The 26,765-nt window shown below is 60.6% G+C and carries 25 protein-coding genes; 7 read left to right on the top strand and 18 right to left on the bottom strand.

Features of this window, described 5'->3' with window-relative positions:
• Both AQ996_RS04845 and AQ996_RS04850 read right to left on the bottom strand, forming a co-directional pair.
• A complete protein-coding gene (locus tag AQ996_RS04845; RefSeq protein WP_055251534.1) occupies positions 1 to 1,647 on the bottom strand; it encodes an amidohydrolase in 1,647 nt (548 codons plus the stop codon).
• Between the two features lie 2 nt (positions 1,648 to 1,649).
• Positions 1,650 to 2,861: an MFS transporter gene (locus tag AQ996_RS04850; protein ID WP_055251535.1), complete on the bottom strand. Its 1,212-nt coding sequence runs from the start codon at positions 2,859 to 2,861 to the stop codon at positions 1,650 to 1,652.
• Positions 2,862 to 3,071: 210 nt separating this feature from the next.
• On the opposite strand from AQ996_RS04850, the gene AQ996_RS04855 reads away from it, so the two are divergent.
• Positions 3,072 to 3,845, top strand: coding sequence for a response regulator transcription factor (locus AQ996_RS04855; protein WP_148315854.1), 774 nt, complete (start codon positions 3,072 to 3,074; stop codon positions 3,843 to 3,845).
• Between the two features lie 25 nt (positions 3,846 to 3,870).
• Here AQ996_RS04855 and AQ996_RS04860 read toward each other — a convergent pair whose 3' ends face one another.
• Together AQ996_RS04860 and AQ996_RS04865 are read right to left on the bottom strand one after the other, a co-directional pair.
• Positions 3,871 to 5,325, bottom strand: a complete 1,455-nt coding sequence (locus tag AQ996_RS04860; RefSeq protein WP_055251539.1) for an ABC transporter ATP-binding protein — start codon at positions 5,323 to 5,325, stop codon at positions 3,871 to 3,873.
• Positions 5,325 to 6,203, bottom strand: coding sequence for an energy-coupling factor transporter transmembrane component T (locus AQ996_RS04865; RefSeq protein ID WP_055251569.1), 879 nt, complete (start codon positions 6,201 to 6,203; stop codon positions 5,325 to 5,327). The genes AQ996_RS04860 and AQ996_RS04865 overlap by 1 nt, the downstream gene beginning before the upstream one ends.
• A 204-nt stretch (positions 6,204 to 6,407) precedes the next feature.
• On the opposite strand from AQ996_RS04865, the gene glmU reads away from it, so the two are divergent.
• The 5 genes from glmU to gltA all read left to right on the top strand — a co-directional run bounded on the left by glmU (position 6,408) and on the right by gltA (position 12,478).
• Positions 6,408 to 7,820 (top strand): bifunctional UDP-N-acetylglucosamine diphosphorylase/glucosamine-1-phosphate N-acetyltransferase GlmU, encoded by a 1,413-nt coding sequence (gene glmU / locus AQ996_RS04870; protein ID WP_055251540.1) that lies wholly within the window; start codon positions 6,408 to 6,410, stop codon positions 7,818 to 7,820.
• 191 nt (positions 7,821 to 8,011) lie between these two features.
• Complete coding sequence (locus AQ996_RS04875) at positions 8,012 to 8,998, top strand: ribose-phosphate diphosphokinase (RefSeq protein WP_055251541.1); 987 nt, start codon at positions 8,012 to 8,014, stop codon at positions 8,996 to 8,998.
• A 239-nt stretch (positions 8,999 to 9,237) separates the two neighbouring features.
• Complete coding sequence (gene pth, locus AQ996_RS04880; protein ID WP_172674616.1) at positions 9,238 to 9,867, top strand: aminoacyl-tRNA hydrolase; 630 nt, start codon at positions 9,238 to 9,240, stop codon at positions 9,865 to 9,867.
• 371 nt (positions 9,868 to 10,238) lie between these two features.
• The gene (locus tag AQ996_RS04885) at positions 10,239 to 11,078 is read left to right on the top strand and encodes a sulfide/dihydroorotate dehydrogenase-like FAD/NAD-binding protein (protein WP_006235793.1); all 840 of its coding nucleotides are present in this window, start codon (positions 10,239 to 10,241) and stop codon (positions 11,076 to 11,078) included.
• The gene (gene gltA, locus AQ996_RS04890; protein WP_022094914.1) at positions 11,069 to 12,478 is read left to right on the top strand and encodes an NADPH-dependent glutamate synthase; all 1,410 of its coding nucleotides are present in this window, start codon (positions 11,069 to 11,071) and stop codon (positions 12,476 to 12,478) included. The genes AQ996_RS04885 and gltA overlap by 10 nt, the downstream gene beginning before the upstream one ends.
• A 379-nt stretch (positions 12,479 to 12,857) precedes the next feature.
• On the opposite strand, the gene AQ996_RS04895 is transcribed toward gltA, so the two are convergent.
• The 11 genes from AQ996_RS04895 to purF all read right to left on the bottom strand — a co-directional run bounded on the left by AQ996_RS04895 (position 12,858) and on the right by purF (position 23,014).
• The gene (locus AQ996_RS04895; protein ID WP_055251542.1) at positions 12,858 to 13,481 is read right to left on the bottom strand and encodes a cytidylate kinase-like family protein; all 624 of its coding nucleotides are present in this window, start codon (positions 13,479 to 13,481) and stop codon (positions 12,858 to 12,860) included.
• 48 nt (positions 13,482 to 13,529) lie between these two features.
• On the bottom strand, positions 13,530 to 14,168 hold the full coding sequence (locus AQ996_RS04900; protein ID WP_006235796.1) for an amino acid ABC transporter permease: 639 nt from the start codon (positions 14,166 to 14,168) through the stop codon (positions 13,530 to 13,532).
• Positions 14,169 to 14,171: 3 nt separating this feature from the next.
• Entirely contained in the window at positions 14,172 to 14,918 is a 747-nt protein-coding gene (locus AQ996_RS04905; RefSeq protein ID WP_055251544.1) for an amino acid ABC transporter permease, read from the bottom strand.
• 25 nt (positions 14,919 to 14,943) lie between these two features.
• Positions 14,944 to 15,819, bottom strand: coding sequence for a transporter substrate-binding domain-containing protein (locus AQ996_RS04910; RefSeq protein WP_082435536.1), 876 nt, complete (start codon positions 15,817 to 15,819; stop codon positions 14,944 to 14,946).
• Positions 15,820 to 15,827: 8 nt separating this feature from the next.
• Positions 15,828 to 16,559, bottom strand: coding sequence for an amino acid ABC transporter ATP-binding protein (locus AQ996_RS04915; RefSeq protein WP_055251548.1), 732 nt, complete (start codon positions 16,557 to 16,559; stop codon positions 15,828 to 15,830).
• Between the two features lie 361 nt (positions 16,560 to 16,920).
• Positions 16,921 to 17,364 carry a GatB/YqeY domain-containing protein gene (locus AQ996_RS04920; RefSeq protein ID WP_055251549.1) on the bottom strand — a complete coding sequence of 148 codons (444 nt, stop codon included), beginning with the start codon at positions 17,362 to 17,364 and terminating at the stop codon, positions 16,921 to 16,923.
• Between the two features lie 54 nt (positions 17,365 to 17,418).
• The gene (locus AQ996_RS04925; RefSeq protein ID WP_055251551.1) at positions 17,419 to 18,639 is read right to left on the bottom strand and encodes a peptidylprolyl isomerase; all 1,221 of its coding nucleotides are present in this window, start codon (positions 18,637 to 18,639) and stop codon (positions 17,419 to 17,421) included.
• 135 nt (positions 18,640 to 18,774) lie between these two features.
• Positions 18,775 to 19,239: a PTS sugar transporter subunit IIA gene (locus AQ996_RS04930; protein WP_055251553.1), complete on the bottom strand. Its 465-nt coding sequence runs from the start codon at positions 19,237 to 19,239 to the stop codon at positions 18,775 to 18,777.
• 152 nt (positions 19,240 to 19,391) lie between these two features.
• The gene (gene purN / locus AQ996_RS04935; RefSeq protein ID WP_055251555.1) at positions 19,392 to 20,093 is read right to left on the bottom strand and encodes a phosphoribosylglycinamide formyltransferase; all 702 of its coding nucleotides are present in this window, start codon (positions 20,091 to 20,093) and stop codon (positions 19,392 to 19,394) included.
• A complete protein-coding gene (purM, locus tag AQ996_RS04940) occupies positions 20,083 to 21,186 on the bottom strand; it encodes a phosphoribosylformylglycinamidine cyclo-ligase (protein WP_055251557.1) in 1,104 nt (367 codons plus the stop codon). Before purM ends, purN begins: the two co-directional genes overlap by 11 nt.
• Positions 21,187 to 21,343: 157 nt before the next feature.
• Positions 21,344 to 23,014 carry an amidophosphoribosyltransferase gene (gene purF / locus AQ996_RS04945; protein WP_055251559.1) on the bottom strand — a complete coding sequence of 557 codons (1,671 nt, stop codon included), beginning with the start codon at positions 23,012 to 23,014 and terminating at the stop codon, positions 21,344 to 21,346.
• Between the two features lie 286 nt (positions 23,015 to 23,300).
• Here purF and AQ996_RS04950 point away from each other — a divergent pair, with 286 nt between their 5' ends.
• On the top strand, positions 23,301 to 24,530 hold the full coding sequence (locus AQ996_RS04950; protein ID WP_055251561.1) for a putative ABC transporter permease: 1,230 nt from the start codon (positions 23,301 to 23,303) through the stop codon (positions 24,528 to 24,530).
• A 90-nt stretch (positions 24,531 to 24,620) separates the two neighbouring features.
• Here AQ996_RS04950 and AQ996_RS04955 read toward each other — a convergent pair whose 3' ends face one another.
• The 3 genes from AQ996_RS04955 to purE form a co-directional block, all read right to left on the bottom strand.
• Positions 24,621 to 25,037 carry a molybdenum cofactor biosynthesis protein MoaE gene (locus tag AQ996_RS04955; RefSeq protein ID WP_055251563.1) on the bottom strand — a complete coding sequence of 139 codons (417 nt, stop codon included), beginning with the start codon at positions 25,035 to 25,037 and terminating at the stop codon, positions 24,621 to 24,623.
• 67 nt (positions 25,038 to 25,104) lie between these two features.
• On the bottom strand, positions 25,105 to 26,103 hold the full coding sequence (locus AQ996_RS04960) for a class B sortase (protein WP_055251565.1): 999 nt from the start codon (positions 26,101 to 26,103) through the stop codon (positions 25,105 to 25,107).
• A gap of 35 nt (positions 26,104 to 26,138) precedes the next feature.
• Positions 26,139 to 26,603, bottom strand: a complete 465-nt coding sequence (purE, locus tag AQ996_RS04965) for a 5-(carboxyamino)imidazole ribonucleotide mutase (RefSeq protein ID WP_006235810.1) — start codon at positions 26,601 to 26,603, stop codon at positions 26,139 to 26,141.
• Positions 26,604 to 26,765 lie beyond the last annotated feature (162 nt).

The following is a 26,765-nucleotide window of genomic DNA, read 5'->3' on the forward strand; positions in this document are numbered from 1 at the left end:
CTATGCTTCATCCTTGCGATAGACGACGCGTCCGTTAAAGATCGTCGTCTCGACTTCGAGATCGCGAAGCGCCATCGGGTTCATTTCAAACGGATTGCCCGACAGGATGACGATATCGGCAAGCTTGCCGGCGGCAAGGCTGCCCAAACGGCGCTCAAAGCCCTCGACATATGCTGAGCCGAGCGTGTGCGCTTGCAGCGTCTCGCCGAGCGTCAGGGCATTCTCGCGGAAGTATCCCTCCGCCGGGTGCCCGTCAAACTCGCTACGCGTCACCGCAGCATACACGGTATCGATAGGATCGATTGACATCACCGCAGGCCAGTCAGTACCAAGCCCTAAGTGGATTCCGCCATCGGCCTCTTCCCTATAGCGCCACATGTGGCTCATGCGCTCTTCGCCAAGAGACTCCTCGTACACGCCCTGCCCAAGGCCTCCGATGGGATGCTGCGGCTGAATCGCAGCATTAATGCCCAGGCGCTTCATGCGAGCAATATCCTCGAGCTTCAGGTTATCTGTATGCTCGATAGCAAAACGCGCCCCCTTGTTGCCGCACACCTCCTCGGCACGCTCGACGGCATCGATAATCATCGTGGCCGATGCGTCGCCGATAGCATGGATACGAACATCGAAGCCATTCTTGCTGGCCTCGAGCATCATGCGGTCAAGCGTCTCCTGGTTGCATGCTGGTTCGCCGCGAAAGTCCTTCCCCGTAGGAGCGTTAAGATACGGCTCATGCATGTAGGCCGTGTACGCCTCGGGACAGCCGTCCAAAATGTACTTGAGGCCTGCCATTCGGACGCGCTCGCCGTGATGACGCACACGCAGGGCCTGCGACTCTGACATCGGAGCGTCGAGCGCAGAATAGTAGCTAATACGCAGCGTACTCAGGTCCTCGCTCGCCAGACGGTCATAGATGTCGTACACGCCGGGCGTAGTCACGCCCAAAGGATACATATCACCAATCGAAGTTATGCCGAGCTTGTTGAACTTGCGCATCGACTTGAGCAACGACGCATCAAGGTCCGGCTTATTGAGCACAACATCGAGCAAGATGTTCGTCGCCTGGGGCTCGGATAAAAAGCCATTCGGCTCGCCGTTGTCAAAGTGGCGAATAAGACCACCTTCAGGCGTCGGTGTATTGCGATCAATACCAACCGCCCTAAGCGCGGCGGTATTGCACCACACCACGTGCATCGAAAAATCCGAAAGCACGATTGGGCGGTCGATATCGAGTGCATCGAGGCTGCGGCAATCAGGGTCAATCGGGTTTTCCCATGCAGGCGAATACCAACCCTGGCCGTAAATCCACGGATTGTCAGGGTGTTCGGCAGCAAACTTTGCCACAGCATCCACGCAAGCCTGCTCACTCGGCAGGAACATCAGATCGCAACAGAAGTCTTCATCCTTCTGGATTGAACCAAGCGCAAAATGCATGTGTGAATCGTTGAATCCGGGCATGACCAGTTTGTTGCCGGCGTCAATAACCTCAGTATCGGGACCGATAAACGGCTGCACCTTGTCGGGAGAGCCCACGGCCACAATCTCGCTGCCGCGAACTGCAACGCACCCAGCGCGAGGCTCAAGTTCCTCGGCCGTAAACAGCGCCGTCGTCTTAAGGACGATATCGGAAGGGACTACCGCCTCCATGGCTACTCACTGTCCTTAGCGACGGCGGCCTGCATGGCCTTGCGACCGAGCTCGGGCAGGAAGAAAACCGGAACCACGGAAAGCAGGAAGCAGAGGCTCTCGAGACCCATGTTCATAGTGTAATCGGCACCGGCAATGGCGGAGATACCGATAGGCAGGAAATAGCTCATGAGCAGGGAGATGGTACCCACGATACCGCCAGCGGAACCAGCATACTTATCACCAATCTCGGGAAGGAGAACAGGCATGGACTGCATAATCGGGCCGTTGATGGCGGTAAAGAAGCCATTGATGACCAAAATCGTCCACAGAAGGAAGCCGACCGGGGTGTACCACGTCACGAACATCGATATGGCACCGATGAGAGTAGTGACGATGAGAAAACCCTTGAACTTCCCAAGCTTATCGCAGAACGCAGGCCCAACGATGCAGCCGAAAAAGCTGCCGACGGTAACAATTGCGGCCATGAAACCAGCAGTGGCGACGTCTATGCCCTTGCCAAGCTGAAGCGCCTGAGGCAGGAAACCGGCATAGGCAGTGGTAGAGGCAAGTCCAAAACCGACGCCGATGGAGATTAGCCACACGCCAGGACTCTTGATAGCAACCTTGAGGTAGTCGAGCACGGGCTCGGGCTCGGGGAGCGATTGCCCCTCGGGCACATCTCGGTCAAGCACGATCCAAAGAACCCAGGAGATGGTCATGACGACAGCAGCGACCATATAAGAGTTAAAGACGCTGCCGAACAAGCCAGCACAGATCTGAGCGACAACGATGGCAACGCACGAAGCCGCGTAGAACAAGCCCATGGCGAAACCAGTCTGTTCACGGAACCAGGTGCCGAGCACCTTGATGAGGTTGGCGTTGAGTGCCGAGATTCCCATGCCAATCAGGAACATCGATGCCATCTGCATCGTGAACGAATCGAGCGTAAAGCAGCGGAGAAAACCGCCGGCAACCGAAATTGCGGTGCAAACCGTGACAACTTTCTTAGAACCGATACGGTCACCAAGGGCACCCAGCGGAATTGAGAAGAAAACGGCGGTAAGCATAGGAACGAGGAACAGCATCGAAAAGCCGACGGTATCGATATTGAGCATAGGCATGACCTCGACGGCGAGTGCTGAGACCTGGTACTGCATGTAGTTAGCCATAAAGCACAGCAAGCAAACGACTGAAACAATCGCCCAACGCCATGAAGGAAGCTTCTCTTCCATGATGACTCCTTTAATAAGTCGGAATAATCAAACAGCTTGGAGAACCGGGCCCTGGCTCTTAGGTATTCATATTTTGCGATTGGCCCCTCACCGAAACCATTCGGCTAACGGCTTATCATCATTCGAAAAAAGGAGTAGTATCTCTACGCATATTAACTAAAATGCCAGCTAAACCACTACGCAATCTCATCGGAGGTCATCTTGAGCTTTTTGTCCGATTCTGAATGGCTCTGCTTAAACGATCTCGTGCTTTCGATTAATTCCATCGACAGCGACCGCGAGTTTCGCTCGACCGTCCTCAAAAAGCTGCGTTTTCTCATCCCCTACGAGTCGGCTGCATTTTTCCTGAGCGACCTTTCCAGGGATCTCGTATCCACCCCGCAAGAATGGAAAACGCGCGTCTTTCTTGACCCTCTTGGCATCGATGTCCCCGCTGGGATGCTCGAGCTCTACACCGAAAAGTACTGGCAGCAGGACATGATCGTCGCCCACCGCAATCTTACGCGCTCGACAGTACTGCGCGAGTCCGACCAGCTCAGCCCTGGCGATATCGACAGCAGCTATATGAAGGATTATCTCGGCGGCCGTCACGTCGTCAACGTCAGCTTCTTTAATGACGAGGGCTTTTTGGGATCACTCAACCTCAATCGCAAGAAAGAAGAAGGCGACTTTACCGACCGTGAGGTTCAGATCCTTGAGCTCATCGAACCGCACCTCACGAACCGATTGTCCAAATGGCGTGTACGAGCCGACCGCAGCTCGTCCGAGGTCGTATTCGCTCACGACTACGACGTCTCGGCACGCGAGATCGATGTATGCCGTTGCGTGTTATCAGGTCTGGACAACGCAGCCATCGCCGAAGAGCTCTCCATCAGCACTGGCACCGTTAAAAAGCATCTGGAAAACATCTTTCGAAAAACGCAGGTCAACAGCCGTGTTGGGCTCATGGCACTCCTTCAGCAGTACACGGCCCTCAAACAGTAAATCCACTCTCGCCCCGCGGACCCGATCACGCCCTGTAAAACACGTTGTCGGCAAAGAAGTCGGCCGGCGGCTCCATGCAGGCAATCTCACCGTCAAACATCATGGCAATGTCATCGGCAACCTGCTCGGCAAAATCCAGATCGTGCGTGGCCATGATGACGGTGCCGCCAGCCTTCGCATGGTCACGCAGGGCGCGGGCGATAATGCAGCGACTTGCCAGGTCAAGGCCCTTGGTGGGCTCATCAAGCAACAGCAGCTCGGGGCCGATCAGCAGCAGCTTTGCCAACGCAAGCAGCTGGCGCTGTCCGCCCGAAAGATCGTACGGGTGGCGCGCATCCAGGCCGTCCAATCCGAGCTGCGCCGCGCACTCCCGCGCCGCGTCCTCGTCATATCCGCAGGTCGAAGACCATTCCATCAGCTCGTCGCGCACCGTCTTGGCAACCAGCAGGGCCTTGGGGTTCTGCGGCAGCAGCGCAGCCGAGGCCGCCCCGCGCACCATACGACCACGCTGCAGCTTGGCAGTCTTGGCCAGTACCGAAAGCATCGTCGACTTGCCGCAGCCGTTGCCGCCCACGATCGCATGCACCGTACCGGCCGAAAACGCCACGTCGAGCCCGCGCAGCACCCAACCGCCCGCGCGATCGTAGCGAAACCAGCCCTCGCGAATAGCTGCCGCCGCACTCGTCGCCGCCCCTTGCGCGGGCCGGCAAGAGTCCAAAGCCAAAAGTCCCTCGCGACTACCCAAACTCGCCAGGTCAACCACCTCGCGCACGCGACCGTCCTCAATCCGGTACGCACACGTCGCATACTCGAGCATTGGACGCGGTTGATGCGTAGCCACAACAACCGTGCAGCCCAACTCACGGTTCACGCGAAACAGCGCGTGCAGAAAATTCTTCTCGGCAACGGGATCGAGCTGAGACGTGGGCTCGTCGAGTAGCAGCACACGCGGACGCAGCGCCAGGACGGCGGCAAGCGACAGCAGCTGCTTGCGGCCGCCCGAAAGCGTATCGGTATCGCGATGAAGCCAGTCCTCCAGACCAAAGAAATAGCTGGTCTCAGCTACGCGACGGCGCATCTCATCACGTGCTAGCCCCAAGTTTTCCAGGCCAAACGCCATCTCGTGCCACACGGTTTCGCACACGATCTGGTTCTCGGAATCCTGGAACACATAGCCCACGCGCTCCGCCGATGCCCGCACGTCCATGTCGGCAACGTTCTCGCCCAGCACGCGCGCATCACCAGTGCGCTCGCCCGCCGGCGCGATCTCGGGCTTGAGCAGCGACAGCAGCGTCGACTTGCCCGAACCGGTACCGCCAACAAGCAGCGCAAATGCACCTTGGGGAACACGCCAATCAAGCCCCTCGAGCACCGGTGCCTCGGCCCCGGGATAGGCAAAACTAAGGCCCTGCACCTCAATCGCCGGAATATCCGGGCCGCACGCCGCGCCCGACACCGGGCCCCTATCCAACCGAGCCATCAGCCAAACCTCTTCTCATCAATCGCGTGCGACGCGCAAGGCAGCATCATCCAGGCAGCGTACACGACATAGCCCCGCCACGGCGCCGGCACCGAGAGCTGCGGATAAAACGAATACTGCGTTGTCGCGGTCCATGCCACCGCCACCGCGGCGGCACCAAACACCGCAAGCCCAGCCAGCGCGGCAACGTCGCTGCGCCCCAGTCGATACCGCGCATACGTCGTACGACGCGTCGCGGCACCCCACCCGCGCGAGCGCATCGCGTCCGCGCGCTCCAGCGAATCTTCCATGCCCCAGCCCATCAACACACTCGATGCCCGCAAACGCGAACGCACGGGGTCGGCCGGCGCGCTGCCCGGCACATCAATCGCATCCTGCACCGCCAGCACCGTACGACCGCGGCGCAAAAACTGCGGGATAAGCCTCATGCACATCGAGATCATGAGCGCAATCACCGGCGCGGCATTGCCCAGCAGCGCGAGTACCTTGTCGTATTCGAGCATCGATGCCGCCGCCTCAAACCACAACACGCTCGCCACAAACAGCCCGCCCATGCACAGGCCGTATACCATGCTCTCCAGATACACCGCGCGCATGCCAATACGGAACAGCTCCGTCGAACCCGAGGCGCTAAACAGCGGATTGAGCAGCGCGATAATCAAAATCACCGGCAGCTGCCAGCGGAGTGCGCCCAGCGTGCGGGCAGCCCCACGCATCGCAAATCCATACGCCAGCCCGCCCGCAAGTGACAGCGCAATCAGTACCGGCTGCATCGAGAACATAGTGAGCCCCAGCGTCAGCACTATATAGAGTGCCGGCACAGCCGGATGCGACATCGAGAATGCCGCGACGGGCTCGTTGCCCGATTCCTCTCGCATGATATCCACGGGCACCCCATCCCCTCGCTCAAACGTCAACGCCGCAGCGCCGCCACCATACACAACCAGCGCAAACACCGCGTCAACGGCACCGACATCGGCGGCAATGCGTCAATCGTTACGCGCTCGTCATATGCCTGCGGTATCATATTGCGCCGTGTATCGTTTCCAAACACACGTCTCTATAACGTAACAGGAGATCACATGGACGCAACCGCAATTATCCTCGCTGCCGGCGAGGGCACCCGCATGAAGTCGAACCACTGCAAGGTTTCGCACAAGATCCTAGGTAAGCCCATGGTCCAGTGGATCGTCGACGCCACCATCAAGGCCGGCTGCAGCCGCGTCGTGGTCGTCATCGGCAGCCACGCCGACGAGATGCGTGCCCTTATCGACGGCGCCTACGCCACCAGCGCCACCAAGGTCGAGTGCGTTGAGCAGACCGAGCGCCTGGGCACCGGCCACGCCGTCAAGGTCGCGCTCGAGGCCTGCGGCATCACGCAAGGCTCCGTCGTCGTGCTCAACGGCGACCTGCCGCTCATCACCGCCGACACCGTCGCCAAGTTCGCACAGACCGTCGCCACCGGCGAGCTCGCCTGCACCGTCATGACCATGACCCCGCCCGATCCTTTTGGCTACGGCCGCATCAAACTGGGCGCCGATGGTCAGATCGAGCGCATCATCGAGCAGAAGGACTGCACGCCCGAGCAGGCCGCCGAGCTACTCGAGTGCAACGCCGGCTGCTACGCCTTCGACGGCGCGCAGCTCGCCGCCCACATTAACGAGATCGGCAACGACAACGCGCAGTCCGAGTACTACCTGCCCGACATGCTCGAAATCCTCAAGGGTCACGGCCAGGCAGTCTCCATCTTCCACTGCGACGACTACCGCGACGGCCTGGGCGTCAACAGCCGCATCCAGCTCGCACAGCTCACCGCCATCGCGCGCGACCGCATCAACGAGCACTGGATGGCAGAGGGCGTCACGTTCATCGACCCCACGCAGGCCTGGATCGGCCCCGACGCCACCATCGGCCGCGACACCGTCGTGTGGCCGCAGACGCACCTGATCGGCCACGTCACCGTGGGCGAGGAGTGCCAGCTCGGCCCCAACAGCCGCCTCACCGACACCACCGTCGGCAGCGGCTGCACCATCGATGAGACCATCGCCATCGAGGCCGTCATCGAGAACGGCGTCGATTGCGGCCCGCGCGCCTACCTGCGCCCGGGCACCCATATGCTCGACGGATCCAAAGCCGGCACGCACGTGGAGATCAAGAAGTCCACGATCGGCGAGGGCTCCAAGGTGCCGCACCTGTCCTACATCGGCGACACCACCATGGGCCCCGGCGTCAACGTGGGCGCGGGCTCCATCACCTGCAACTACGACGGCGTCCACAAGCACAAGACCGTCATCGGCAAGGATGCCTTCATCGGTTCCGACACCATGATGGTCGCGCCCGCCCAGATTGGCGACGGTGCACTCGTGGCCGCCGGCTCCGTCATCACCGAGCCGGTCCCGGCCGACGCACTCGGTCTGGGCCGCGCCCGCCAGGTAAATATTGAGGGCTGGGCCGCCGATTATCGCCGCCGTCTGCACGAGGACGACGAGGTATAACGTTTTATCAAGCACAAAAGGAGCTGTTCCATGGGGACGGCTCCTTTTTTCTATCGTGACCTGCGCGACCGGATGAGTGGTCGGTTCGTGTCCGTTGACGGTAAAGACGTTATCAGGACCCGATAAACCCCGCCGCGCGGTTACAATGCAACAAGGCATCTATATGGCATTCGATATAAAGGAGAAGGGTAATGCCGATTAATGATCCCGAGAAGTCGGAGAATATGCGCAAGTCCATCCGCGTGTATTCCGGTTCCTCCAACCGTCCCCTCGCTCAGAAGATCGCTGAGTACCTTGGGGTCGAGCTTTCGGGCCTTACGCTAAAGCAGTTCGCCAATGGTGAGATTTACGCCCGCTACGACGAGACTGTCCGCGGCGCCGACGTCTTCCTGATTCAGTCCGTGGCCGGCGGCAACGTCAACGACATGCTCATGGAGCTGCTCATCGCCACCGACGCTGCCAAGCGTGCATCCGCCCGCTCCATCACCGCCGTTATCACCCACTACGGCTATGCCCGCCAGGACCGCAAGGCCGGCCCGCGCGAGCCCATCACCGCCCGCCTCGTCGCCAACCTGCTCGAGCGCGCCGGCGTCGACCGCATCATCACCCTCGACCTGCACCAGGGTCAGATCCAGGGCTTCTTTGATATCCCGGTCAACCACCTATCCGCACTGCCGCTGTTTGGCCAGTACTACAACGCCATGAACTTCGACACCGACAACCTGGTTGTCGTCTCCCCCGACGTGGGTCGTGCCAAGGCCGCCAAGAAGCTGTCCGACATGCTCGGCTGCGACCTGGCCATCGCCCACAAGGGCCGTCCGCGCCACAACGCCGCCGAGGTCATGGGCATCATCGGTGACATCAAGGGCAAGACCTGCGTCATCAATGACGACATGATCGACACCGCTGGCACCCTGTGCGCCAACGTCAAGGAGCTCAAGGCTATGGGCGCTGGCGACATCTACGTCTGCGCCACCCACGGCATCTTCTCCGGTCCGGCCATCGAGCGCCTGAACGACGCCCCCATCGTCGAGTGCGTCGTCACCGACGCCATCCCCGTCGAGGTCGGCGGCAAGATCAAGACCATCTCGGTCGCCGAGGAGTTCGCTCAGGCCATCTCCGCCGTTTACCACGAGGAGCCCGTCTCCACGCTCGTCGGCGGCGACTTCGCGCTGTAGTCGCTTGACCCTCGCATCTCACCGGAAGCCCGGTAGGCCTGCGGGGTTATCACGCCGACGTCCTCGCCGCTTCGCGGCTGCGGGATGTCGGCTTAGATAACCCCTCCCGGCCTACCGGGCTTCCTGCTGTCTCGGGGCAGCTGTTTTCTGAAATGACTTTGCCGTACCCTTTCCTCGCCTTCGGCGGGCGTGGTAGCCTTTGTCGTTGATTGAACTATTTGTTTAACGGAAGGATAAATATGGCAGCTGCACAGCCGCTTAAGATTCGCATGGTTGCCGGACTTGGCAACCCTGGCGAGGAATATGCCGAGACCCGCCACAACGCCGGCTTTAAGGCGATTGACGAGCTGGCCCGTCAGGCCGGCGTCACGTACTGGAAAAACCAGGCCGGCGCCGAGGTCGCGCTCATCAACATCAACGATCCCGAGGAAGAGGGTGGCAAGCGCCAGATCGTGCTGGTCAAGCCGCAGTCGTACATGAACACCTCGGGCGGACCCATCTCCAAGCTCTGCCGCGAGTACAAGATCAAGGCCGAGGAGCTGCTCGTGATTCACGACGAGCTCGACATTCCCGCCGGTGACGTGCGCGTCAAGGTGGGCGGAGGCCATGCCGGTCACAACGGCCTGCGCTCCATCATCGACAAGATGGGCAGCCGCGACTTTAGCCGTATCCGCACCGGCATCGGCAACCCTCCCGGCAAGATGGCCGTGGCAGACTATGTGCTCAAGCAGCTGCGCGCCCGCGAGGCCGAGGACTTCCAGGACACCTGCGCCCGCGCCGCAGATGCCGCCGGTCTGGCCATCGTCCACGGCGTAATCTACGCCCGCGACCACGTCAACGGCGCCGCCTCCGCCAACGGCAGGCACTAAAACCTACCGTTTAGGGATGTTAATTTTGGCAGGTTTTATCTGCGGAAACGCCCCGGTGGCCGCATCGCAATAAACCCCGCGCCGCCATACACGCATAACACCCCAAAGGGGGCCGGCCTCATCACAACCCGAGGCCGGCCCCCTTTGCCGTTTTGCCTGATAAACCGACCAAAATAAACCTATCCCTATTTGGTAGGTCGAAGTGGATAAACCCTTTTCCCAACCGCCGAAGACACACGTAAACAGCATGTCCATGAGGGTATAATTTGCACCGTATGTCTGCACAACGCCTGTGCGCGTACGGTTTTACTCGGGCTACCGTCCATTTCCGTGGAGGCACGGTTCGGCGGCCCTAACAAGAGAGGGGTTCTATGTATAAGATCCTGGAGAAGACGCAGTTCTCGGAGAAGGTGTTCAAGTTCCGCATCGAGGCGCCCGCGATCGCCAAGCATGCGCACGCTGGACAGTTCCTCATGGTTCGCGCCAACGAGACGGGCGAGCGCGTCCCGTTTACCCTAGCTGGTTGGAACGGTGACGAGGGCTGGGTCGAGTTCATCTTCATGGTGATCGGCAAGACCACCGAGATGCTTTCCACCTATGAGGCCGGCGAGTCACTGCGCGACGTCGTGGGCCCGCTGGGCGTTCCCACCGAGATGGCCGAGGGCCCCTGCGCCGTCATTGGCGGCGGCGTCGGCCTGGCAATTGCCTTCCCGGTCGCCAAGCACCTGGTCGAGACCGGCCACGAGGTGCACGCCATCATGGGCGCCCGCACCAAGGACCTCCTGCTCATGGAGGACCAGTTCCGCGAGCTCCTCGACGAGGACCACATCCATATCACCACCGATGACGGCTCCTACGGCGAGCAGGGCGTTGTCACCGCTCCGCTGGAGCGCCTGCTGCAGGACAAGGCCGTGAGCCAGGTCTTCTGCGTCGGCCCCGTTCCGATGATGAAGTTCTCGACCCTCACCGCCCAGAAGTACGACACCCCCATTACCGCGTCCCTCAACCCCATCATGGTTGACGGCACCGGCATGTGCGGCTGCTGCCGCGTCGAGGTGGGCGGCGTGACCAAGTTCGCTTGCGTCGACGGCCCCGACTTCGATGCCACCCTGGTCGACTGGGATGACCTTCGTGCCCGCCAGGCCGCTTACCGTTCCGAAGAGGGCGAGTCCCTCAAGGCTTATGAGGAAAAGAGCTGCGCATGCCACTAGTTAACGGTCGTTTCGTTGCCGATATGAAGTCGCCCCGCACCCCCGATAACGAGGAGCCGGCTGCCGAGCGCGCCTGCGACTTCCGCCCCGTCGACAAGGGCTTCACCGAGGAGATGGCGCTGGCCGAGGCCGAGCGCTGCCTCAACTGCAAGAAGCCGTTCTGTGTTGAGGGCTGCCCCGTCAACATCAACATCCCCCGCTTTATCGAGCAGATCCGCGCGAAGGACTTCGGCGGCGCTCTCGATACCATCCGCGAGGACTCCATGCTTCCCGCCATCTGCGGCCGCGTCTGCCCGCAGGAGAACCAGTGCGAGGGCAAGTGCATCCGTGGTAAGAAGTCCGAGCCCGTGGCCATCGGCCAGCTCGAGCGCTTCCTGGGTGACCGCCCCGAGCTCGCTTCCACGCCCAAGATGGCCCCCAAGAACGGCAAGAAGGTCGCCGTCGTCGGCTCCGGCCCGTCCGGCATCACCTGCGCCGGCGAGCTCGCCCGTAACGGCTTTGACGTTACCGTCTTCGAGGCCTTCTTCACCGGCGGCGGCGTGCTGGTCTACGGCATCCCCGAGTTCCGCCTGCCCAAGGCAGTCGTCAAGCGCGAGATCGACGGCTTGGAGGACATGGGCGTCAAGTTTGAGTACAACTCCGTCGTGGGCAACATGGCCACGGCCGAGGAGCTGTTCGAGCAGGGCTTCGACGCCATCTACGTGGCGACCGGCGCTGGCCTGCCCAAGTTCCTCAACGTCCCCGGCGAGAACCTGCCCAACGTCTTCTTCGCGAACGAGTACCTCACCCGCGTGAACCTGATGAAGGCCAACAAGTTCCCCGAGTACGACACCCCCACCAAGCACGGCAAGAACGTCGTTGTCTTTGGCGGCGGCAACGTGGCCATGGACGCCGTCCGTACCGCCAAGCGCCTGGGCGCCGAGCACGCCATCATCGCCTACCGTCGTACCGAGGACGAGATGCCCTGCCGTCGCGCCGAGCTGCACCATGCTAAGGCCGAGGGCGTCGAGGTTCTGCCGCTCGTCTCCCCGCTCGAGTTTGTCGCTGGCGAGGACGGCTCCGTGTGCGCCGTCAAGGTCCAGAAGATGGAGCTCGGCGAGCCTGACGAGTCCGGCCGTCGTCGCCCGGTGCCCATCGAGGGCGCCATCGAGGAGATCCCCTGCGACGTCGCTATCTCGGCTATCGGCACCAACGCCAACCCCTTCGCAAAGAAGATCGGCGGCAAGATGGAGCTCAACAAGTGGGGCTACATCGTCGCTGACGAGGAGACCGGCCAGACCACCGATCCCCGCATCTGGGCCGGCGGCGACATCGTCACCGGTGCCGCTACGGTCATTCTGGCGATGGGCGCCGGCAAGAAGGCCGCCGCTTCGATCACCAAGAGCCTGCTGGGCGAGTAATCACCTACAGCGCTAGCCACCAAACGGCAAAGTCCCCGTCGAGCACACGCCCGGCGGGGACTTTTTTATGCCGGCCGCCCAAACCACCACGATGGGGCAGGCACCTTTGTGGTGGTTTGGGACTTGCCCGGTCGTTTTGTCTCAATCTGTAACAGCTGGAGTCCGTTGAGCCCTGCAGTTGTTACAGATTGAGATATTGTGCCGGCCGGCCACGCTGCATCTCAATCTGTAACAGTTAGAGCCATTTTCGCTGGCTTGGTGTTACAGATCGAGACTATGCAAAAGCCGAGGATAGGCACTGCCGCCAAGGCCTTCCCCTCGGCCTAAAACAAAAACCACCACAAAGGTGCCTGTACCCTTTGTGGTGGTTTTTGGTCGGCTAGCCTTCGAGTTGAGCCACTTTGTAGCGGTAGGCAGCGGCTATGACGTCTTTGCAGCCTTCGCGGCCCAGCTTGGCGCGGTTGACGACGATATCCTTGCCGCTCGTCATCTTCCACTTTCCGGCACTGTAGCGCTTATAGAACGCCTCGCGCGCCTTCTGCTGCTGCTTGACCAGCTTGGCGCCCTTCTTTTTATTAAGGCCACGCTTCTTGCGCACAATCTCGACGCGGTCCTCAAAGGGGGCGGTCACCAGCACGGCAATGTGGTTGGGGTTGTTACGCAGCAGGTAATCGGACAGGCGGCCTTCGATAATGCAGCTCTCGGTCTCGCCCAGGTCCAAAATCACCTGGCTCATCTTCTGGAACAACTTGTCCGAGTACGAACGCGCGTCGTAGCGGTCGGGCAGGAACGCCATGTTCTCCACGGCCAGACGCTCGTCGTAGGCGGCCATCTTGTCGAGCGACTCGCCCGCGCGCAGCGACGCACGCACCAGCAGCTCGTTATCGTACAGCGGAATCCCCAACTCGTCGGCAAGCATGCGGCCAATCTCGTGGCCCTCGGCGCCAAAGTCGCGCGCGATGGTAATGACCACAGGATTCTTCTTATTCTCCAGATCGCTCATCGCGATTCCTTTCTCTATGTGACAAAGGGGCTGTCCCTTTGCCACATTCTACGCTGCCACCATTCGCCTCTGATATGCGCGAACCAGCAGCGAGATACCAAAGTTGAGCACAAAGTACATCGCAAACACCAGGCCGTAGAGCATAAGCACCTGCGACAGGTCGATCGCATGGGCCATCACGACGTTTGCCGTGTACATGAGCTCGGCCACGTTAATGCCCGAAAGATACGAGCTGTCCTTGATGACGGTCGTGCACTGGCTAAACAGCGCCGGGATGATCGTCTTAAACGTCTGCGGCAGAATGATGTAGCGCATGGTGGCAAAGAAGCCAAAACCCTGGCTCTGCGCTGCCTCAAACTGGCCGCGCGGAATCGAGTTGAGGCCGCCGCGCACGATCTCGGCCATAACGGCGCTGGTAAACAGCGTAAAGGCGATGGTCGAAATCACAATGTCCAAACCCTGCACCGTAAAGTAGATAAACAGAATCCACAGCAGGTTCGGCGTGCAACGGAACAGCTCGATATAGGCGCTCACCAAAATACGGAACGGGCGGGGCGCATAGCTTTTAACAAGCGCCAGCACCGTGCCAAAGATGAGCGAGAAAAAGATCGACAGCGCCGAGATCTCGATTGTCTTAACAAAGCCGCCCCAAATGTAGAGCAGGTTGGTCGCGTTGAAGATTTCCATGCGCTAGGCCTCCTCTACGTTGTCGAGCCCCAGCTCGGCCAGGCTCACGCCACGCGGACGCTCCTTGGAGCGGCGCTCGAGCCACTGCACCAGCATGGCGAGCGGAAAGCAGATGATAAAGTACATAAGGCAGCAGACGATGTATCCCTGCAGGTAACCGTACAGACTCACAAAGTTGTCGGAACGGTACATAAGGTCGCCGCCAGCCACAAGCGCCAGCACCGACGTGTTCTTGACCAAGTTGAGCGCCTGGTTACACAGCGGCGGCAGAATGATCTTGAACGTCTGGGGCAGTACGATGTACCAGTATGCCTGCGCCCGGGTGAAGCCCTGGCTCTGGGCCGCCTCCATCTGACCGCGCGGAACCGCCTCGATACCGGTGCGGATGACCTCCGAAATGTAGGCCGCGTGATACAGGCCCACACCCAAGAAGCCCAGCACGAACGGCGCGATGCGCACCGGCTGGTCGGCACCGGTTATGACCTGCAAAAACTGCGGACCGGCCATGTACATAAAGAGCACCTGCACAGGCAACGGGGTGTTCTGGTAAAACTCCACGTACACGCGGCTTATGGCGCGCAGCACGCGCGAACGAGTGGTAGAGAACACGCCCAGCAACGTTCCCAGCACCAGCGACAGCAGCAGACCGGCAACGACCACCTGCAGCGTCACGCCAAAGCCCTCCCAGAAGGGCCCCATGTTTTGAAATGTCGTCGACCAACGGTCGGCGTCAAATAATCCTTCGAGCATTTGATTCCTTCCTTGGACGATGCGCCTATACAAGACCCCAGGTCTTGACCTCTTGGTCGAGCCAGCCGTCGGCCAGGCGGTCGCAAATCACCTGATCGACCACGGCCGAAAGGTCGCAGCCCTTCTTGGTCGCCACGCCGTAGCCCTGCTCGCCAAACTTGACCTCGGGCTGCAACAGCTCAACGGTCTCGTTCATGTAACCGGCCAGCGTGGAGCGGTCCATGGCAAAGACGTCGATATTGCCGGCGTCGAGCGAGCTCTTGATGATGGGGTAGCCGCTAAAGGCCCTAAACTCTGGCTTGCAGCTAAAGCCGTTGTCCTTGATCATCTGCTCGATCAGGCCCTGCGTGGTGGCGCCCTGGCTCACGCCAATGACCTTGCCATCCAGATCCTCAATCGAGGTAAAGCCCGAACGCTTCTTGACCATGAGTCCCACGTAGTCGGTGCGGTACGGCGTCGAGAAATCCCAGCTCTTCTTGCGCTCGTCGGTGATGGTGTAGGTCGCCGCGACCACGTCAAGTTGGCCGTTATCGATCAGCGGGCCGCGCGTCTTGGGCGTTACGTCGGTAAACTCGACAAGCTCCTGGGCGCGGGCCTCCTTGTAGCTCACGCCAAAGACGGCAGCGGCGATCTGGTAGCACAAATCGACTTCCATGCCCTCAAAGCGGCCCTTGGCGGTGTCGTAATAACCGTAGCCGGGAACGTCCTTCTTAACGCCGGCATTCAGATGGCCACGCGACTTAATGGCCGCAAGCTTGGACCCCTTGTCGGAGCCCTCGCCGCTGGTAGAGTTGCCGCAACCGGTAAGCGCGGTCCCCGTCAGCGCAAGCATGCCGGCACCCGCCAGCTGCAAAAAGTGACGGCGCGACACGGCCGCCCTCGTCATATCCGTCATGTCCATCACCGCGCCTAGTGCAGAATCTTGGACAGGAACTCGCGGCAGCGCGGGTTCTCGGGGTTATCGAAGAAGTGCTCGGGCGTGCCCTCCTCCAGAATGCGGCCGTCCTCCATAAAGATGACGCGGTCGGCCACCTGGCGCGCAAAGCCCATCTCATGCGTCACGCAGATCATGGTGATGTCCTCCTGCGCGAGCTCGATCATAACGTCCAGAACCTCCTGGACCATCTCGGGGTCGAGCGCCGAGGTCGGCTCGTCAAACAGGATGATGGGCTGCTTGGTGCACAGGGCACGGGCGATGGCGATACGCTGCTGCTGACCGCCCGAGAGGTTCTGCGGATACTCGCCGGCCTTATGCGCCATGCCAACGCGCTTGAGCGCGGCGATGGCGATCTCGGTCGCCTCCTCCTTGCTCTTCTTTTGTAGCTTGATGGGCGCGAGCGTCAGGTTGCCCAGCACCGTCATGTTGGGATACAGGTTGAACTGCTGAAACACCATGGAGCTATACTTGCGGGCCATCTCCAGGTGATTCTTTTTGGTGAGCGGCGTACCGTCGATGATGACCTCGCCCGACGTGGGCTCCTCCAGATAATCGACGCAACGGATGAGCGTCGATTTACCCGAACCGGAAGGCCCGATCATTACGAGCTTCTCGCCGCGCTTGACGGTGAGATTGATATCTTTGAGCACATGCAGGTCGCCAAAGTACTTGTTGAGATGCTTGATCTCGATCATGTCTGCCATGAATGTCCCTTCCCTGCGTTTACACGAGTTGAACTATTGTACGGAAAGAACCACGTTTCCGCAGCCCACACTACATCCCCGTAAAGAACCCGCAATCTTCCACCCACTCATTGGGCACTCATTGGGGACAGACTTAAATGAGTACCCAATGAGCGGGCACTCATTTAAGTCTGTCCCCAATGAGCGCTCAACCGCCCTTGTTGAGCATAAGTCAGCGAAAACCCGTACACGCGAGCAAGGTGACGTGAAATGAAAGGGCGCAGACCTTATGGTCGCGCCCTTGAAATTGAACGTCAGATTGCCGTGTGTACGGGTTTGCAGCGTCGAGCCGTTATGCGGTTTGGTAAAACCGCATAACAAATTACGCAAGCTTTGCGCCGACGATCTTTGCCGCGGCCGGCTTGTCGAAGTTGCCGCCGGTGGCCTTACCGAGTGCGCCCATGACCTGGCCCATCTGCTTCTTGGACGTGGCGCTCAGCTCGGCGATAACCTGCTCGATCAGGGCCTCGAGCTCCTCGCCCGAAACCTGCGCGGGCAGCAGGCTCTCCAAAATCTTGACCTGCTCGGTCAGGTTATCGGTACGCTCTTGGTCGGTGCCGGCCTTGATGGACATCTCCAGCGTCTCGCTCGTCTGCTTAATCAGACGCTTGATCATGCTGTTGACGTCTTCCTCAGTCACATCGCGGCGCTCGTTGACCTCGATATTCTTCACCTCGGCCTTAACCTGGCGAATGATGGACAGGCGAACCTTGTCCTTGGCCTTCATGGCCGCGATCATTTCTTTCTGCAGCTCTTCGTTGGTCATCTGCAAATCCTCTCTAATAGCGCGGGCGGCACTCGCGCGAGCACCGCCCCATGATTACTCAGTCGTCGACGAATCGTCGGTCGAACTCTTGGTGACGCCCTTCAGACTGACGTTGTATGGCACGTCTTTGGGCATGGGGTTGACGGTGATGTCGGCATCCTTCTTGTACTGCTCCAGCCACTCGCTGTACGCGGTGCTGACCGCTTGCGTCTTCACCACGTTGGAGACGTACTTTTTGATGGCCTTGGGCACCTGGTTGATGTCGTCAACCTGATTATCGACATGGAAGTAGTCGGTGCACTTGATGATGTGGTAGCCATAGGTCGACTCGATGACTTCGCTCACGTCGCCCTTGTTGAGCCCCTCGAGCGCCGTCTGGTAGCTGTCGACAAAGGTGGTGAGCTTATCCCAGCCCACATCGCCCTTCTTCTCCTTGGACCCGGTGTCCTCGGAGTACTGCTTTACGGCGTCCTCAAAGCTCAGCTCACCGGAGTTGATCTTGTCCAGGCACTCCTGCGCCTTGGCCTTGGCGGCAGCCTTGTCCTCGTCGGAAGCGTCGGAATCAACCTTGATCAGGATGTTCGACGAGCGACGGGCGTCATTGTAGTTGGACAGGTTCTCGTTGATGTAATCGACAATCTCGCTGTCCTTGGGCTTGCTGGTGGGCGCCACAGCATCCTTAAGCTTTTGCTGCGCCAGGCTCTCCTTGAGCGAGTCCTTGTAGGTGTCCTCGGTGTAGCCGTAGGTCTTAAGGGTCTTCTTAAAGGCCTTGGCACCGCCCGCGCTCTTGCACGCGTCCTTCCAAGCCTTCTCGACCTCCTCGTCCGACACCGTCACGCCGTTCTCCTTCTGTGCCTGTTGAAGCAGAATCTGCTGCGTGTAGGAGTCGATGAGTTGCTTGCGGTACTTCTTGGGCGTGAGGTCGTTGTCGACCAGATACTGTGCCCAGTCCTTGTCCTTGGTGTAGCCGTAGGACGTGCGCATGCTCATGATCTGCTTGGTCACGGTGTCCTCGGTGAGGTTGGTGCCGTTGATAGTGGCAGCTACACCGCCGGTAAGCTTGTAGCCCGAGGTGTCCTCGGCCTGCGACATCAGGCCGGAGCACGCCATGGCCGAGACGGAAAGTAGCATTGCCAGCACGCCGATGACCACCAGAACGATCTTGACGGTCTTGGACACGCGGGTCTTGCGCTGCTTCTTGCGAGAGCTGGAGGCGGCGCGAGCCTGCTGCTCGGGCGTCGGCTCGGGTGCGGGGTTCTTTTTCTTATTTGCCATAGTTGGCCTTTCGCATAACGAATCGAACAAACGCCATTGTGTCACAACGCAGCCCCCGCGGCACGCTTGGTGCATTGGGGACAGGTTAATCTGCACCATTTTGGTGCAAAGGGGGCAGCTCTGGCAGCCGGCACCTTAGAAGTGACGGCGGATAGCGTCGACCATGCCCTGCGGCGTGGTCTGGCCGAGCACGTCGGATGCGGCATCGGCGTCCATAAAGATGTTCATGAGAGCCTGCAGGGCCTCGACCTGGCCGCCCGGCTCGGCGATGCCCAGATTGATGACGATCTGCGCCGGCACCGGAGCGCCCATGCCAGCCATAGCGTTAAATGTCACGGGCGCGGCGGGCTTCACCACCGCGATATAGGGCTTGGCCACAAACCCCGGATCGGTATGCGGAATGGCAATGTTTGCCGCCGGCATGGCAAGACCCGTGGGATAGGCATCCTCGCGCGTGCGAACGGCGTCGAGCCAACCGTCGGCAATGTAGCCGCGCGGAGCAAGCTCACTCTCGAGCTGCGCAAACACCTCACCCGGCGTCGCACACTCCCAATCAAAAAACACCAGCTCAGGCGTAAACAGCGCTTCGTTATCCGCCATGCGCTCACCTCTCTCACCTAGTCACCTGCGACGTTCTTAAACGACTAGTCATTCAAGAACGTCGCAGGTGACTACCCAAAACAAAAGGTGGCCACGCGCGCCTTGGCGCCAATGACCACCCTGACCACTCAACTAAATTGTACTGTGCACCGCTAGCCGCGAGGCGCGTCAATTGTGACCTTGCCGCTCTCCAGCACGTGGACGCGGCCGTCGGCGAGCATTTGCACGACCTCGGGATACAGCACGTGCTCAATCGCGTGGATGTGCTCCTCGAGCGTGTCGACATCCCAGCCCTCCTCAACAGCCAGCGCACGCTGGGCGATGATGGGACCGTTGTCGTAGACCTCGTTGGCAAAATGCACAGTCACGCCAGTTACCTTGACGCCGCGCGCAAAGGCATCGTCAATCGCATGCGCACCGGTAAAGCTCGGCAGCAGGGCCGGGTGCAGGTTGACCACGCGGTTGGGGAACGCCGCCAGCAGAGGCGTGTGCACCATGCGCATGTAGCCGGCCATGACCACATACTCGCAGCCGCGCTCGAGCAGCTCGTGCGCGATGATCTCGTCGGCGGCAATAGGGTCGGCATAGACATCCTTGGACAGCGTGAGCGTCTGGATGCCCGCGCGCTCAGCGCGCTGCAAACCCTTAGCCGAAGGACGGCTCGACACCACAAGCTCAATAGAGGCGTTGAGCTTGCCGGCGGCGATCAGATCGATCAGCGCTTGCAGGTTGGTACCCGAACCGCTGATGAGTACACCGATCTTAAGCGGCTCGGCCGTATCGGTGCCAGTCGGACGGGTATAGGGCACAAAGTCCAGGCCCTCGGCGGCAGCCATCTGCTCGTTAGCGCTCATCGGAGTACACGACCTTACCGGAGCCCTCGACGCACTCGCCCACGCGGAACGGCTTCTCGCCCAGCGCGACCAGGGCCTCGGTAACCGCGGCCTCGTCCTCGGGGGCGACGATCAGGCACAGGCCAACGCCCATGTTGAAGGTCTTGCATGCCTCGTTGGGCGCGAGCTCGGCCTGGCGCGACACGTAGGTGATGACGGGTGGAACGTCCCAACCCATCTCGGCGCCGTTGCGGGTGACCACGGCGTCGACGTCGTCGGCGAGTGCACGGTTGAGGTTCTCGGTAATACCACCGCCAGTGATGTGGGCGATAGCGTGCACGTTGGCGCCGCCGCGCAGCAGCTCCAGGATCGGCTTGACGTAGATGCGCGTGGGGGCCAGCAGGGCGTCAGCCAGCGAAGCGCCACCGAGCTCCTCGAGCGGACGGCTCAGCTCCTCGGCCTTAGCGGCGGCCTCGGGCGTGCCCGGCTTGATGCCGTCGACGCCGATGACCTTGCGCACGAGCGAGTAGCCGTTGGAGTGCACGCCGGTGGAAGGCAGGCCCAGGATCACGTCGCCGGGGCGGACGTTTGCGGGGTCGAGCATCTTGGGACGGTCGACGACGCCCACGGTAAAGCCGGCGAGGTCGTAGTCGGCCGGAGCCATGACGCCCGGGTGCTCGGCCATCTCGCCGCCCACGAGCGCGCAGCCCGCGAGCTTGCAGCCGTCGGCCACACCCTTGATAATCTTTGCCATGTGCTCGGCCTCTATGTGACCGATGGCGACGTAGTCCAGGAAGAACAGCGGCTCGGCGCCCGAAGCCAAAATGTCGTTGACGCACATAGCGACCAGATCCTGGCCCACCGTCTCGTGACGGTCCATGATCTGGGCGAGCACGAGCTTGGTGCCCACGCCGTCGGTACCGCTGATCAGGATCGGGTCTTCCATATCCTTAAGCGCGGCGGCCGAGAACAGGCCACCGAAGCCGCCGATGCCGCCGATAACTTCGGGACGATTGGTGTCCTTGACCATCTGCTTAATCGCGTCGACGGCGCGACCGCCCTCGGCGGTATCGACGCCGGCGTCCTCGTACGTCACATGCTTGCTGTCGCTCATCTGAGCCTTCCTCTCCCACTACCGTCGCGCCGCGCGGGCGCCAAACGGTGCTCATAATTGCGTTCATTTCGGCGTGTGCCATAACAGCACCCGCCGTCATATCAACAAAACAGCAGGTAAAACCTACCAAAATATACCTGTCCCCATATGGCAGGTTTTAGGCCTCGCCGTGCTCCTCTTCCCAGCTGCGGTCGTCGTATTTCTCGACCACGGCGTCGTCGTCAAAGTACAGCGGCTTGTCCAGGTTGCGGGGCTTAAAGCCCTCCATAAACTTGTCGCGGCCAAAGCTCTCGGGAATCGCCACGGGATAGCGGCCGGTAAAGCACGCGTCGCAGTAGCCGCCCTTGGGCATGACCTTAAGCAGGCCCTCGACCGAAAGGAAGGCCAGCGAATCGGCGCCGATATACTCGCAAATCTCGTCGACCGTCTTGTTGGCGCTGATAAGCTGCGACTGCACGTCGGTATCGATACCGTAGAAGCACGGCCAAATGACCTCGGGCGAGTTGATGCGGATGTGAATCTCCTTGGCGCCGGCGTTGCGCAGCATCTTGACGAGCTGCACCATGGTGGTGCCGCGCACGATGGAGTCGTCGATGACGACCAGGCGCTTGCCCTCGATATTGTCGCGCAGCGGGTTGAGTTTCATACGCACGCCCATGGCGCGCAACTCCTGCGTAGGCTCGATAAACGTACGGCCCACGTAGCGGTTCTTGATAAGGCCCTCGCCAAAGGGAATACCGCTCTCGTGCGAATACCCCTCCGCGGGCGGCAGGCCGGAGTCGGGCACGCCGATGACCAGGTCGGCCTCGACGGGCTCCTCGTGTGCCAGCTGGCGACCCATGTCGTAACGGCAGGCATAGACGCTCTTGCCGTTCATGATGGAGTCGGGGCGGGCAAAGTAAACCTGCTCAAAGATGCAGTTGGCGGGCTCTTCGGCTGCAGGCACGCCCTGCTCGGATACCAGACCCTCGGCGCTGATGCGCAAGATCTCGCCGGGACGGACGTCACGGACGTACTCGGCACCCACGATGTCGAGTGCGCAGGTCTCGGAAGCAACGACCCAGCCGCCGGCGCGCGTGACACGGACGGCGGAGTCGACCGTCGCGGCGCCGTCCTGCGACGGCAGCTGCGAAACGGCTGCGGCATCGGCCTGGTCCAGACCCTCGTCCACCAGCTTGCCCAGCACGAGCGGGCGAATGCCGTGTGGATCGCGGAATGCGTAGAGCGCCTGCTCGTTGATGAGCGTCATGGCGTAGCCGCCGCGCACGAGCTCCATGGTCTTGCGAATGCCCTCGCGCAGATGGCCCGTACGCTGGGTAAAGTAGCCGATGAGTTTGGTCGCGACCTCGGAATCCGAATTGGAGAGGAATGGCACGCCCAGCTCGATCAGCTGGCGGCGCAGCTCGTCGGTGTTGACGAGGGTGCCGTTGTGCGCGAGCGCGATAATGACGCTGTTGATGGTAGAGAGGTGCGGCTGAGAGGCTTCCCAGCTCTTGGCGCCGGCGGTGCCGTAGCGCACATGACCCACGGCCAGCTGGCCGGAGAGCGTCGACAGGTCGGCATTGGAGAACACGCGGTCGAGCAGGCCCAGATCCTTGCGGACCATAACCGTGCCGCCGTCACCCACGGCGATTCCCGCCGATTCCTGGCCACGGTGCTGCAGTGCACGCAGGCCAAAGTACGTCAGTCGAGCCACGTCGCGATCGGGCGCCCATACGCCGAAAATGCCACATTCCTCATGCAGCTGGTCGGAGTCCGGATCATACGTCGACATGGTGTTCACCTGTCCCGCGGCACGCTCGGCCGCGCGGATGGTTTCTTGAGACATGGTATCCCCTCAGAGCCTCGTATTTTTGGCGTTACCCGCCTTATTATACGCACGGCGCGACGTGCTCCCCAGCGCATGAGCAGCGCTTTTTAAAAGCCCACCGAGCTAATAATCCGTTTTGTTGCCAAACATTTTATCGGTCTGTCCAGCGTAAGTGCCCGCGCCCCCAGATGGCCGCCGCGTCCGCCGTTGGGGATTACAAAGTTGCAATTGGGACGTTCGTCCTGTCTTTTGGCAGGTCGGCGGCGTATCCTTATAATCTACAACAAAGCGAGAAAGGTTCTGTATGGATCGAAACGAACTCGACCCCAGCGTCCCCAGCGCCACGGAGGTCAAGAAGATCCCCCTCATCATTAAGGTGTACGCCGTCCTGTGCATCCTTTCCGGCGTGGGCACGCTCCCGTCGGTCGCTGCCTTTATGTGGCAGGTCATCACGGCACTTGTTAACGGCAACGCCACCGAAAAGCTCGGCGACAACACGCTCGTCGCAGTCGGCCTTATCGTCGCCGGCATCATGCTCTCTGCGGCAAGTGCCGTCATCCTAATCATCTTTGGCCTGGACCTTATCAAAAACCAGCGCCGCAACGCCGCCCGCCTGTCCTACATCCTTATTGCATTCACCGTCGTCGAGCTTTTGGTCGACGTGATGCTCCAGGGCATCGGGCCCTTCCTACTGCGTCCCGCGATCCAGCTCGGCATCCTTGTTGCACTTTCGGCAACCGTCGACCCCACGCTGCGTCAGGAGCGCGAACTGCAGCGCCGCCTGCAGGAGATGCTCGACCGCGACGCCGCCGCCGAGGGCATGCTCGGGCGCGATGAAACCGGCGAAGGCTACATCAAGCTCAACTACTTCAACCTGTTCTGGGTATTCTTTGTCTGCTGCGTGCTCGGCCTGATCGCCGAGGACATCTGGCACATGACGGTCGGCGACCCGGGCGTCTATCAGAACCGCGCCGGCATGCTGTTTGGCCCCTTCAGCCCCATCTACGGATTTGGCGCCGTGCTCATGACCATGGTGCTTAACCGCTTCTACAAAAAGAACCCCATCATCATTTTCCTGGTGAGCGCCCTGCTCGGCGCCAGCTTTGAGGTGTTCGTGGGCTGGTTTATGCAGACCGCGTTTGGCGTGGTCTCGTGGAGCTACTCGCACATAACGCTGTTCGGTTTGCCCGATCCGCTCGTGGTCCTCACGGGCGGACGCACCTGCACGGGCTTCGCCTGCCTGTGGGGCCTGGGCGGCCTCATCTGGATCAAGCTGCTGCTGCCGAGGCTGCTTAAGCTTATCAACAAGATCCCCTGGAAGAGCCGCTACTCGGCCACCGTCATCTTTACCGTTATCATGCTGGTCGACGGCGTCATGACGCTGCAGTCGCTCGACTACTGGTACCAGCGCGTTAACGGCACGGAGCCGGACATTCCCGTCGCACAGTTCTACGGAGAGCACTTCGATAACGAATACATGGAAAACCGCTTCCAGAGCATGACCATGAGCCCCAAGGATGCGACGCGCGTGTAGCGCTCACCGCGCCCAAAACGCAAAATGCCCGCCGGTATCACACGTACCGGTGGGCATTTTTATAAACGATCCTTCTATCGACGCAAGCCTCTACGCCTCGCACTCGACCTCGCTCACACACTCATTTTTGATGGTGCCGACGAGCGCCTGCAGCGCATCGACCACGTGCGGGCGAATGTCCCCGCCGATGAGCACGAGCATGATGTCGTCACCTACGGCAAGCTCGCCGCTTGCCAGCCACACGCGCACATAGCCGATACCCGGCATCGCGCGCGTGGCCCCGATAGCAGACCGTACCTTTTCGGCGTCGTAGTCAAAGACCATGCCGCCCACCCTGCGGCCTGGTGCCACGCCATCGGTCTCGACTCCGCGCACCTCGGCCTTGGGCGTCGCACGCACCACACCGTTATGCGTCAGATACATCCCGCAGCCTGCCGCCGAAGCATCGGCCTTGGCCTCGCGCAGCCAAGCATCAATCGAAGGCATCAATTTGCCACTCTCAAGCATCGTTTCTCCCTTACCGTCGTCGAGTAGCCAATTTGGGACGGGGCCTTTTTAGCTACTCTCGAACAACTTATTCCTCGACCGGCGTGAGCACCATGACGGCGCGCGTGTTGCTCAGCGACAGCGAACGACAGGTCACAAGCGTTACAACCTTAGTTGCCGAAGCGGCACGATCGGTAGCATCACTCGCCACGGCAGAAGCGCCGTCGAGCATCTCGAACAGGTAGTTCTTGAGTCCGTCGTCGCCCTCAAAATTGGTCGTGCGCGCCTTGGCATACGTGTCCTCGACCACCTTGGTCGCCAGCGGACGCAGCTTATACGTCGCATCGCGCGTGATGTAGTACACATATTCAATGCTATCGAACGTTGCCTGGTCAGTCGTATCCGAAATCACGTTGAACATCGACCCATCGTTCATATGGTGGCCGTAGATCGTGGTCTGCTGGTCTACCATTCCCGGCGCGGTGTCATCGCTATCCAGGAAAATGGCACCGGACGCGTTAGCCGTACCGTCAAACAGCGTGTTGAGGTATTTGGAGTTGTTGTTGGTCTGCACCACGGGATAGTTGATATTGGTTCCCGGCACGTAAATCCAACCCACAATCTCGGGGTTCGTCTGAGCAAGCGCATCAAAGTCGATAATCGGCACGCCGCTGGCATCCTTATCGCTTACATATTGCTTCTCGATTTTCTGATACGAATCGCTCGCCTGCTTATAGCCAATCTGGGCATTAATAAAGATAGCGGCGGCGGCGACAATCAGGCCGATACCGATGATGATGAGCAGAATGGGAATAATGGAGCGGCGCTTTTTGCGCGGCGGCTCGGTGCAATCCGACGGCGCGGCATGCGATGAAGACCGGGGCGGCTTCTTAGCGGAGCTATAAGACGAAGGACGATATGCGGCCGGCGCGTCCTGTCGACGATGCGTCGCCGGTGTCACGGGGCGCGGCGCGCGCGGCTGCTGAGGAGAGGATGTCCGACCCTGCTGCGCCGCATGGGCGGCACCCGGCTTCGACGGATCGGGAATCTGAGAAGCCTTGAATCGTTTTCCCTGATAATCGGACATGGCTCTCCTTATACTGCGGTGAAACGGCGGAACGCCTAGGCGTCAGCCATCTCCTGCTTCATCTTCTCGATAACCTTGCGGTACTCGGGGTCGCAAGCACCCAGAATCTGCGTGGCATAGATAGCGGCGTTCTTGGCACCGTTGATGGCAACGCAGGCCACGGGCACGCCCGAAGGCATCTGCACCATCGACAGCAGCGAATCCATACCGCCCAGGTCACTCGTCTTCATAGGCACGCCGATAACCGGCAGCGGCGTAAAGGCAGCCACGACACCACCCAGGTGGGCGGCCTTGCCGGCGGCGGCGATAATCACTTTGATACCGCGATCGGCGGCAGTCGAAGCCCACTCGTGGACCTTCGCCGGCGTGCGGTGCGCGCTCGCAATGACGAGCTCATAGGGCACACCCAGTGCCTCGAGCTCGGCGGTGCAGCCTTCCATAACGCCCAGATCGGACTTGGAACCCATGATGATCCCGACAACCGGCTTCTGATCTGCCATAAACATAGACCTCCTGTTGAGAGCGGTGACGCAGCGAATCCGCGACCCTTAACTACTGAGAGTAGTATAGCTGCTCCCGTCCCTGCGGTCTTTGTGGTGGCGGCTGAGCCTTTCCCTCGGGAACTGGGCTTCGCGAAGTTTCCCGAGGGAAAGGCTCAGCCG

Origin of the sequence: Collinsella aerofaciens (genome assembly GCF_001404695.1) — a bacterium.
GTDB lineage: Bacteria > Actinomycetota > Coriobacteriia > Coriobacteriales > Coriobacteriaceae > Collinsella > Collinsella aerofaciens_E.

Coding starts and splice junctions, on each gene's coding strand:
- AQ996_RS04905 (WP_055251544.1), bottom strand. CDS start 14,918: ATGCTCGAAGGATTATTTGACGCCGACCGTTGGTCGACGACATTTCAA.
- purN (WP_055251555.1), bottom strand. CDS start 20,093: ATGAGCGCTAACGAGCAGATGGCTGCCGCCGAGGGCCTGGACTTTGTG.
- AQ996_RS04955 (WP_055251563.1), bottom strand. CDS start 25,037: ATGCTTGAGAGTGGCAAATTGATGCCTTCGATTGATGCTTGGCTGCGC.
- AQ996_RS04875 (WP_055251541.1), top strand. CDS start 8,012: ATGCCGATTAATGATCCCGAGAAGTCGGAGAATATGCGCAAGTCCATC.
- AQ996_RS04910 (WP_082435536.1), bottom strand. CDS start 15,819: ATGGACATGACGGATATGACGAGGGCGGCCGTGTCGCGCCGTCACTTT.
- AQ996_RS04920 (WP_055251549.1), bottom strand. CDS start 17,364: ATGACCAACGAAGAGCTGCAGAAAGAAATGATCGCGGCCATGAAGGCC.
- AQ996_RS04950 (WP_055251561.1), top strand. CDS start 23,301: ATGGATCGAAACGAACTCGACCCCAGCGTCCCCAGCGCCACGGAGGTC.
- AQ996_RS04845 (WP_055251534.1), bottom strand. CDS start 1,647: ATGGAGGCGGTAGTCCCTTCCGATATCGTCCTTAAGACGACGGCGCTG.
- AQ996_RS04850 (WP_055251535.1), bottom strand. CDS start 2,861: ATGGAAGAGAAGCTTCCTTCATGGCGTTGGGCGATTGTTTCAGTCGTT.
- AQ996_RS04915 (WP_055251548.1), bottom strand. CDS start 16,559: ATGGCAGACATGATCGAGATCAAGCATCTCAACAAGTACTTTGGCGAC.
- AQ996_RS04900 (WP_006235796.1), bottom strand. CDS start 14,168: ATGGAAATCTTCAACGCGACCAACCTGCTCTACATTTGGGGCGGCTTT.
- purM (WP_055251557.1), bottom strand. CDS start 21,186: ATGAGCGACAGCAAGCATGTGACGTACGAGGACGCCGGCGTCGATACC.
- purF (WP_055251559.1), bottom strand. CDS start 23,014: ATGTCTCAAGAAACCATCCGCGCGGCCGAGCGTGCCGCGGGACAGGTG.
- glmU (WP_055251540.1), top strand. CDS start 6,408: ATGGACGCAACCGCAATTATCCTCGCTGCCGGCGAGGGCACCCGCATG.
- purE (WP_006235810.1), bottom strand. CDS start 26,603: ATGGCAGATCAGAAGCCGGTTGTCGGGATCATCATGGGTTCCAAGTCC.
- AQ996_RS04885 (WP_006235793.1), top strand. CDS start 10,239: ATGTATAAGATCCTGGAGAAGACGCAGTTCTCGGAGAAGGTGTTCAAG.
- AQ996_RS04930 (WP_055251553.1), bottom strand. CDS start 19,239: ATGGCGGATAACGAAGCGCTGTTTACGCCTGAGCTGGTGTTTTTTGAT.
- AQ996_RS04895 (WP_055251542.1), bottom strand. CDS start 13,481: ATGAGCGATCTGGAGAATAAGAAGAATCCTGTGGTCATTACCATCGCG.
- AQ996_RS04960 (WP_055251565.1), bottom strand. CDS start 26,103: ATGTCCGATTATCAGGGAAAACGATTCAAGGCTTCTCAGATTCCCGAT.
- pth (WP_172674616.1), top strand. CDS start 9,238: ATGGCAGCTGCACAGCCGCTTAAGATTCGCATGGTTGCCGGACTTGGC.
- gltA (WP_022094914.1), top strand. CDS start 11,069: ATGCCACTAGTTAACGGTCGTTTCGTTGCCGATATGAAGTCGCCCCGC.
- AQ996_RS04860 (WP_055251539.1), bottom strand. CDS start 5,325: ATGGCTCGGTTGGATAGGGGCCCGGTGTCGGGCGCGGCGTGCGGCCCG.
- AQ996_RS04925 (WP_055251551.1), bottom strand. CDS start 18,639: ATGGCAAATAAGAAAAAGAACCCCGCACCCGAGCCGACGCCCGAGCAG.
- AQ996_RS04865 (WP_055251569.1), bottom strand. CDS start 6,203: ATGCGAGAGGAATCGGGCAACGAGCCCGTCGCGGCATTCTCGATGTCG.